The sequence below is a fragment of the uncultured Methanobrevibacter sp. genome (assembly GCF_937881195.1).
Lineage (GTDB): Archaea > Methanobacteriota > Methanobacteria > Methanobacteriales > Methanobacteriaceae > Methanobinarius.
The window spans coordinates 21,230-29,159 of record NZ_CALGFC010000046.1; the positions used below are offsets into that span (position 1 = coordinate 21,230).

The following is a 7,930-nucleotide window of genomic DNA, read 5'->3' on the forward strand; positions in this document are numbered from 1 at the left end:
TAAACTTACTATTACTTTATATCAAATATAGTATTAAATTAATAAATATTTAAACTTTACCCTTTAATTTTCAATGAAAACAGATAAAATATAATATATGAACACAGAACCATGATTACTTTTGTTTAATGAGTATATAAAATAAAATGAATATATTTAAAAAAATTCAGTGTATAATTTTTTTGTTCATATTATATGTTAAATTCCCACTTTTGTTTATTTAACCTTTAATTATAAATCAATAATAGTTAATAATATAAAAAAAGATATAATAGTCAATGAAAAAAATAAATTTTTAAAGTTTTTAAGCACCAGGATTTCTAAAACTTTTTTTATAAAATTTATTATAATAAGATTTAGCACTTAAAGAAGTTTTAACATAATCAGTATACTTACCATAAGGATTATTTTTAGTACGATGATTAACAACAGTGACTTTTAACTTATTTTTACTAACTTTAGTTAAATAAATCTTATTATTCACATAAAGCTCATATTTAGATTTATTAGGGTATTTAACATACATTTTATAAGATGTTGTGACCGTTTTGCCATTATAATAAGATTTCCAAGAATTCTTATAAATTAACTTATTTTCACCTTTATCAATTTTTTTATATTTAGCAGCTGAAACTGAATCAGAAGCAATTATCAAAGCAGCAAACAAAATAAAAACACAAGCAAAAACAAAAAAATACTTCTTATCCACCATTATAACACCTCCATAAATAATAAAGAAATGATTTTAATTATTTAAAAACAACACTATTAGCCATTTTAACAGCTAAATCCCTATCATAAACAGAAACTATAAAAACAGCTTTATTTTTTTCATCATTAGTAACAATAATTGTTGTCATATTCTCATCTTGACCCCACTTAAAAGCTTTAGCATTAGACGAAAGATTAGTAACATCAATCTCAGTTAAATTATTTAAAACAGGTTCAGATCGAATTAACTCTTTAATAAAATTTTCATCAGTATTTGTTGTATAAATATAAATTGAAATTCCTTTAATCATATCTTCATAGCTATTTAAATCAGTTTTTGTAAGATCTACATTTTATGGAACACTAATAATAATATTATCAAAAGTCTTATTCTTCATAGAATCAGAACTAGCAGGATTTAACAAATAAAAAAAACCTACCACAGAAACAACAACTAACAAAACAATTACCACAATTAATATTATAGCAAAATTCTTATTCTCCATAAAAAATCCACCACCTAAAATACCCTATATTAATAAATATATAACAAAATAACATATAAATATTACTAAAAAAACCAAAAATAATAAAAATTATAATAAGCTGATAAAGATAAAAACAAATAAAAATCTATTAAAAAATAATATAAATTTAGTTAATTTAAAAGCTTATAAAGAATAACTATATTTAAAAAGTTTTAAATATTGAAAAATAATAAAATAAACATGGAAAAAGGTATAAAAAGATATTATAATGTAAAATACCTATAAGTAAAAAATATAAGACCTACAATAGGAATAATACCAATAATTATAAAAAACCATACTAGTAGGCTTAGAATTATAAATGTGAAAGTTCCTAATGCTGTCCAACCTATAACATACATAACACCTTCTTTTGTATTTGTATCAACAAATCCTTCTAGCTCTCCATCATCATTAATATGTTTAGGTAAAAGATATCTATTTATTAAAATAGGTCCTAAAATACCACCAATAATCGTAATACCTAGCAAAACCATTGCTAAAATAGGATCCACATTAATATAATCAAAATAATCCATCTCCAATCACCAACCATAAGAAAATCATATTTTTCACAGCATTATTTCATTCAATAAGATTTATAATATAAATATAAAAGAGTTAAATATAAAAATGAATTAAGTATACAAGTGTTTATTATTTGAGCTAAAATTAATTCTAATTTAATAAAAATTTTTAATAAAGTTTTTTAATAAAATTTTTAGTAAATAAACTACAAGATATTATGAAATATTAAAAATAGGAAATAAAATAATCAGATAAATTAATCTGATTATAATAAATAACAAATTTATTTTAAATTTATTTAAGTATAGTTTTAATTATCAATAAGTCTGATTATTCCAGTTAAGACTAACCAAATACCTATTAATGCACCTAAAATCATAGGATTTTTTGCATATGTTCCTAAAATTATATAGATAACACCTAATACTATTCCAAGAACTCCACTCCAGAATGAAAAACCATTTTCTTTATTGCCTACTAATGTTACAAGTCCTGCAACAATAAGTAATATTCCTGCTAAATATATTGTTAGTGCTGCTAAAAATGCAAATGTATTTGGACTAAATAATAAGATTAAACCTAAAATTAGTATTAAAATACCTACAAATATTGTAGCTATACTCCTACTAGGACTATAATCTATTTCAGAAATTCCACTAATTAATAAAAATACACCCATTAAAAGAACAGCAACTCCAATAATAGCTTGAGCACCAACTAAACCTAGCATTGGAAATGCTATTATAATTAAACCTAATACTATTGCTAAAATACTAAGCATTGATTTTTTCATATTCTAACCTCCATACTACAAACCATATTTCAAAATATTATTTTTATAATTTATATTTCTATAAATAATATATAATAATATATAAGAATATTAATAATAATTTATCTAATTTTGTTTATATATTTTTTTGTATTTTTTTTGATTATTCTGCTTATAGATTATTTTTTAATTAGTTTATAATAGGGGCAAATGTTTAATTTTTGTTTTGCTTTTATTAAAATTTGAAGAATTTATTTCAGCTAACCATTCATTTTTGCAAACACATTCATAATCTTCAATGATATTTTGTTGAATATTTGAATTTATAATAGCATTTTTAAGATCTTTATTACATTTTTTACAGTTGTACGGTCCTCTACGGGATCCAAAACCTGATGTATCCATAAAAGAAGGGATTTTTAGATTTTTTCTACTTTCATTAATAATTTTAATAACGCTCCAAATCCATGGGGGTTGATAAGAGCCTTTTCTCCAAAATTGTTCTATTATTGTTCCTTTATGTATTGTCGCAGGACAAAAAGAAACCCTATTTGTACCAACACTTTCTGCATAATATGCTGTTTTAATTGCTTCATCTATTGATTCTTTTTCTGATGTTAAAATTGGTTTCACGAAAATATATGCTTTAGACTTTGCAGAATAATTATTATTTGGGTCCTTATCTATCTTATCCAGTATATTAACTGCATTTTTAAAATCTTCCTTTGAAAACCCTTTGTTTATCTTTTTTTCTCTTATAAAATCATCTTGAGATTCTAAACCGATACTTATTTCTAGCAATCTATTTCCAATTATTGAAAATGAATTTTCAAGAACTTCTTTATTAACATATTCTGGACGAGATTCAACAACAACTTCTTTTATTTCATCTATTTTTGCTATTGTATCCAATATTTCATATCTAACCTCTTTTGAAATTTCTAGCGGATTTAAAAAACTTCCTGAAACAAATATTTTTATTGCTATCGGCTTACTTTCACCATCAGCTTTTATGTTCTCAATATGTTTATTTAATTCCTTTTTAAATAATTTAATAATAACTGTATCATCAATTGGGCCAAGTGTACAGTCTGAGATATAACTGCACATGGTACAGCCTCCAGTGTCTCCTAATGCCCATGAACAACCGGGAGTAGGAACTATTACAAATAAACTTTTTCCAACACCACTGTAAAGTAAATCATCCTGATACCAACTTGTAGAAAGCTTTTCAGGACTCCTAATTTTCATTCTTCCAATATAATTGTTTCTTATTTCTTTATTAAGTTTCTGGATTTCCATTATTTCTTTCCTTAACCTTTAATTTTCTATTTTTTTAGACTTATTTGGTATTTACTAAATTTCCAACTTAAAAATAAATCTAGATAATAATGAATTATAATATAAAATCTAACTATAAGATTAAAATATATAAAATCAAGCTATAAGATTAAAATATATAAAATCAAACTATATACAATTAAAATAATATATTAAATAAAAATAAAATATTTTATTTCTTGAATTTTTATATAAATTCATTCCTTGAATTTTTTACATGACATACTTTTTATTCTTAAATTTATTAATATTATTAAAAATATATTAATAATATTAAAATATTTATATATTTTTCAAATATTAATATATTTTTTATTTTAATAAAATTATTTGCATGAGTTATATTTGATTTTGTTGTATAATTTATATTATAATTTATTGTATTGTAAGTTTATTATTATATTCATGTTCTTATATGTTTAGATTTATTATATGTTTAAATTTTATAGTTAAATTTTATATATTTCAATTTTATCATAATACTTAAATTTTATTAAAATTTTTATTATTAAAATTAATGGTTGTGAAATAATTCCTAATCTCTCTTTAGATCATTTTGTTAAGAAAAAGGATAATAATAAAAAAAATTCTGGAATTATTGAAGGTTTTAATGAAGCTAAGATAGCTAAAAAATATTGTTTTAAAGAGAAAAATGTAAAAACAATTCTTAATAAAAGTAAGGAATCGAGAGGATTATTCTTGGGGGATTATTCACTTAATCCATATATCGGTTGTTCTTTTAACTGTGAATATTGTTATATTAATGGTAGTAAATATGTAGAATCAACAGATTCTTTTTATATAAAGTCAAATGCTCTACAAATGTTCAAAAATCAACTGAAGAGAAAAGCAAAAGCGGGCGAAAGAGCAGTGATTTTATTTGGATCAGCTACTGACCCTTATATGAATATTGAAAAGGAATTATTACTCACTCGAAATTTATTAAATGTAGCTAATAGATTTAAATTTCCTGTGCATATAGTAACTAAATCTGATCTTGTTCTTAGAGATATTGAAATATTTAAAAAAATTAATATTAATGGAGTATTGCCGAAAGATTTGACTTTTCTTGACTCAAAAGTTATGATAACTTTTTCTTTTTCCTCTTTAGATAATGAGATAGCTAAAATTTTTGAACCAAATGCTCCAAGTCCAAAAAAAAGATTAAAAGCCATTAAAATATTAAAAGATGAAGGATTTTTAGTTGGTGTATCTTTAATGCCTCTTTTGCCTTTTATTTCAGATTCTGATGAGGATATTGATAAAATATTTTCTGTCTTAAATAAAATTGGTGTGGATTATATTTTTGGTGGGCCATTAACACTTTTTGGAGAAAGTAATAATGATTCAAAAATAAAATATTATAAAATTATTGATAAAAATTTCCCTAATATTTCTGAAGCTACTAAACAAATTTTTAAAGAAAAAGAATACCCAAACATTAATTATCAGAAAAATGTTTATAAAAACTTAGAAAATGCGTGTAAGAAATATAAAATTAAAAATTCTATTATTTAAAGTATTATTATTTAAAAAAGGTTTTGATTTAATATTAAAATATTTTAATATTTGGAAAATTAAAAATAAAAAAAGAAATAAAAGAAGTTATTTAGCTTAGAAGCTACTTATAACGTCTCCTAATAATTTTATAGATTCTTCTTTGTCTGGTCCAATTGGGGAACCTGCTACGTATTGTGTAACACCCATTTCTCCGAGAGCTTCAATTTTTGGTATGAATTCATCAGGAGTACCACATACAGAGAAAGCTTCCATTAATTCGTCACTTACAGCTCCAATAGCTCCACCGAAGTCACCTTTTCCAATTAATCCTCCGAGTTTTTCATTGATTCCTTCTGGTAATCCATGTCTTTGTAATACAGGAGGCGGGGAACCTGCAGCAATGAAAGCTACAACAATTTTTGCAGCGTTTACAGCAGCAGTAGAATCAGCAGCAATAGAACAACATGTGTATGCAGCTACATCTACATCGGACATACTTTTTCCACCAGCTTTAGCTCCTTCTTCAATTAAAGGGACTGCAGCTTCAAAGTCTTTAGGATTTGATGCGTTAATTAAAGCACCATCTGAGCATTCTCCAGCGGTTTTTAACATCATAGGTCCTTGTGCGCCCATGTAAATAGGGATTTTATCTTGGACAGATTTTACTCCTCCGAGTTGAGCTCCAGACTCTGTTTTTTCACCAGCCATTAAAGTTTCCATCATTTCTATAGCACTTTTAATGGTACTTACAGGCTTAGTCCATTCAATTCCAAGAGCATCAAAAGTAGCTTTGTCTCCAGGTCCAATACCTAAAGTAGCTCTACCATTGGATAATTCATCTAAAGTAGCAATTGCTGCAGCTGTTACAGCAGGACTTCTTACATAAGGATTGGTTACACCAGGTCCTAATTTAATGGTCTCTGTTGCGTCAGCTAATAAAGCTAATGCTTCATATACGTTCTTGTTGTTGTAATGGTCAGTAATCCAGACATATTCAAATCCTACGTCTTCTGCCAATTTAACAAGCTTTGCAATTTTATCAATTGGTTCATTTGGAACAAATTCGATACCGAACTTCATATTTTATCACCAATTAATTTTTAAGTGCTTCTATATATAAAGTATTTTATATTTGATTATAATAGAAAAATTTAAATATATAATATCAGATAATATTTGATATTATGGTTTTTCATTCTTGTTTTTAATTATATCTTATTTATTTTCGATAATTCCTTATTTTTAGTATTCTTATTAATTTAATTCTAATATTATTAAACTATAATTAAAAAAAGCAAATAATTTTTAAAATAAAAGTTACATGAAAGTATAAGTATTATTTATAATTAGAGATATTATCTATAAGAAATAATATTTTATTATATTAACTATATTATTATATTAATTATATATTATTATAATAATTTTAATTACTAATTATAATTAATAACTAATTATAATAATAAATGTACTAATTTAAGAATAGATATATTATTTAGAATTCTTAAAACTATTCCAGATCTTTCAAATTCCATTTCTTTCTAAATTTATTTTCCATTTCGGGGGACATCCAGTGTTTACCATCACAAAATGGTTTATGTTTTGATTTTCCACATCTACAAAGAGTAATTCTATTCCTATTTTCATAAAATTCTCCATCTTCTCCTTCTATAGGAATTTTACCTTTAACCCATATAGGCCCTTCACAATCTTTTCCTTGATCATATAATATTACAATTTCTTTTTCATATTCTTTTTCAGTTGATTCTTTTTTTTCCTTATCCCAAATCAAAAGTCTTCCTGAAGGACAATTAGCTGCTTGTTCTTTTGCAATTTTTATTGATTCAGAATCTCCATTTTCAATTAATTTTCTAATCCCTTCATTATTTTGGCAGAACCTAGAATGGTCGCAAAGTTCTATTGCATCATCTAATCGTATTTTATTTGTTTCAAATGTTGTTAAACTTTCTTCATATATTTTTTTGCTAGAAACTTCAGTTCCATCAAAGTCAAATTTTAAATGAGATCCATCACAAAATGGTTTATTTTTACTTTTTCCACATCTACAAAGAGTATATGTTCCATTAGAATCTATTTTTTCTTTTTCTTTAAAACCAACACTATTTCCTTTTTCATCACAAGCTATTGTTTCACTATATAATGGTATTGATCCAGTTACTATATATGGTCCATTTTTTGTTATTTTAATTTTCATTTTTTATCTCCAATATTTCATGATTCTTAAGTTATTGTGTTTAGTTAGTTATCATTTTTATTAGTATAATATTATACATTAAATTTTTATTTATTATAGTAATATTATTATATTCTATTAATTAAATATTTAGTTATATTCTATTAATTATTATATTTGTTTAGTTTATTATAATCAATATCTTAAGTATTTTAGTTTTTCTTTTAGCTTTTTGTTTGCTTATTTTTTCTTGGTTTTTTGTTTGTTCTTTTAGTTTTTTGTTATTTTTTTGGTGTTTTTTATGTAATATTTTTTGTTGGGTTTTGTTGTTGTTGTGGGTTTGGGTATTGGTTGTGC

9 protein-coding genes are annotated in these 7,930 nt (G+C 23.9%); 1 reads left to right on the forward strand and 8 read right to left on the reverse strand.

Annotated features, from left to right (window positions below; translation table 11 throughout):
- Positions 1-304: 304 nt before the first annotated feature.
- The 6 genes from Q0087_RS06790 to Q0087_RS06815 form a co-directional block, all read right to left on the reverse strand.
- Positions 305-712 carry a hypothetical protein gene (locus Q0087_RS06790; RefSeq protein ID WP_297898924.1) on the reverse strand — a complete coding sequence of 136 codons (408 nt, stop codon included), beginning with the start codon at positions 710-712 and terminating at the stop codon, positions 305-307.
- Between the two features lie 37 nt (positions 713-749).
- A complete protein-coding gene (locus Q0087_RS06795) occupies positions 750-1,022 on the reverse strand; it encodes a hypothetical protein (protein ID WP_297898925.1) in 273 nt (90 codons plus the stop codon).
- 42 nt (positions 1,023-1,064) lie between these two features.
- Positions 1,065-1,217 carry a hypothetical protein gene (locus tag Q0087_RS06800; RefSeq protein ID WP_297898926.1) on the reverse strand — a complete coding sequence of 51 codons (153 nt, stop codon included), beginning with the start codon at positions 1,215-1,217 and terminating at the stop codon, positions 1,065-1,067.
- Positions 1,218-1,462: 245 nt separating this feature from the next.
- Complete coding sequence (locus Q0087_RS06805) at positions 1,463-1,777, reverse strand: hypothetical protein (RefSeq protein WP_297898927.1); 315 nt, start codon at positions 1,775-1,777, stop codon at positions 1,463-1,465.
- A 299-nt stretch (positions 1,778-2,076) separates the two neighbouring features.
- A complete protein-coding gene (locus Q0087_RS06810; protein ID WP_297898928.1) occupies positions 2,077-2,559 on the reverse strand; it encodes a DUF308 domain-containing protein in 483 nt (160 codons plus the stop codon).
- A 174-nt stretch (positions 2,560-2,733) separates the two neighbouring features.
- Positions 2,734-3,840 carry an archaeosine biosynthesis radical SAM protein RaSEA gene (locus Q0087_RS06815; RefSeq protein WP_297898929.1) on the reverse strand — a complete coding sequence of 369 codons (1,107 nt, stop codon included), beginning with the start codon at positions 3,838-3,840 and terminating at the stop codon, positions 2,734-2,736.
- 738 nt (positions 3,841-4,578) lie between these two features.
- Between Q0087_RS06815 and Q0087_RS06820 the strand changes: the two genes are divergently transcribed.
- On the forward strand, positions 4,579-5,397 hold the full coding sequence (locus Q0087_RS06820) for a radical SAM protein (RefSeq protein WP_297898930.1): 819 nt from the start codon (positions 4,579-4,581) through the stop codon (positions 5,395-5,397).
- A gap of 96 nt (positions 5,398-5,493) precedes the next feature.
- Here the strand turns inward: Q0087_RS06820 and mer are convergent, their stop codons facing one another.
- Positions 5,494-6,459, reverse strand: coding sequence for a 5,10-methylenetetrahydromethanopterin reductase (mer, locus tag Q0087_RS06825; RefSeq protein ID WP_297898931.1), 966 nt, complete (start codon positions 6,457-6,459; stop codon positions 5,494-5,496).
- A 430-nt stretch (positions 6,460-6,889) separates the two neighbouring features.
- Positions 6,890-7,594 carry a CDGSH iron-sulfur domain-containing protein gene (locus Q0087_RS06830; RefSeq protein ID WP_297898932.1) on the reverse strand — a complete coding sequence of 235 codons (705 nt, stop codon included), beginning with the start codon at positions 7,592-7,594 and terminating at the stop codon, positions 6,890-6,892.
- Positions 7,595-7,930 lie beyond the last annotated feature (336 nt).

Excerpts from the sequence above, each read along its gene's own strand:
- Q0087_RS06790 (WP_297898924.1), bottom strand. The coding sequence starts at position 712 with ATGGTGGATAAGAAGTATTTTTTTGTTTTTGCTTGTGTTTTTATTTTG.
- Q0087_RS06795 (WP_297898925.1), bottom strand. The coding sequence starts at position 1,022 with ATGATTAAAGGAATTTCAATTTATATTTATACAACAAATACTGATGAA.
- Q0087_RS06800 (WP_297898926.1), bottom strand. The coding sequence starts at position 1,217 with ATGGAGAATAAGAATTTTGCTATAATATTAATTGTGGTAATTGTTTTG.
- Q0087_RS06805 (WP_297898927.1), bottom strand. The coding sequence starts at position 1,777 with ATGGATTATTTTGATTATATTAATGTGGATCCTATTTTAGCAATGGTT.
- Q0087_RS06810 (WP_297898928.1), bottom strand. The coding sequence starts at position 2,559 with ATGAAAAAATCAATGCTTAGTATTTTAGCAATAGTATTAGGTTTAATT.
- Q0087_RS06815 (WP_297898929.1), bottom strand. The coding sequence starts at position 3,840 with ATGGAAATCCAGAAACTTAATAAAGAAATAAGAAACAATTATATTGGA.
- mer (WP_297898931.1), bottom strand. The coding sequence starts at position 6,459 with ATGAAGTTCGGTATCGAATTTGTTCCAAATGAACCAATTGATAAAATT.
- Q0087_RS06830 (WP_297898932.1), bottom strand. The coding sequence starts at position 7,594 with ATGAAAATTAAAATAACAAAAAATGGACCATATATAGTAACTGGATCA.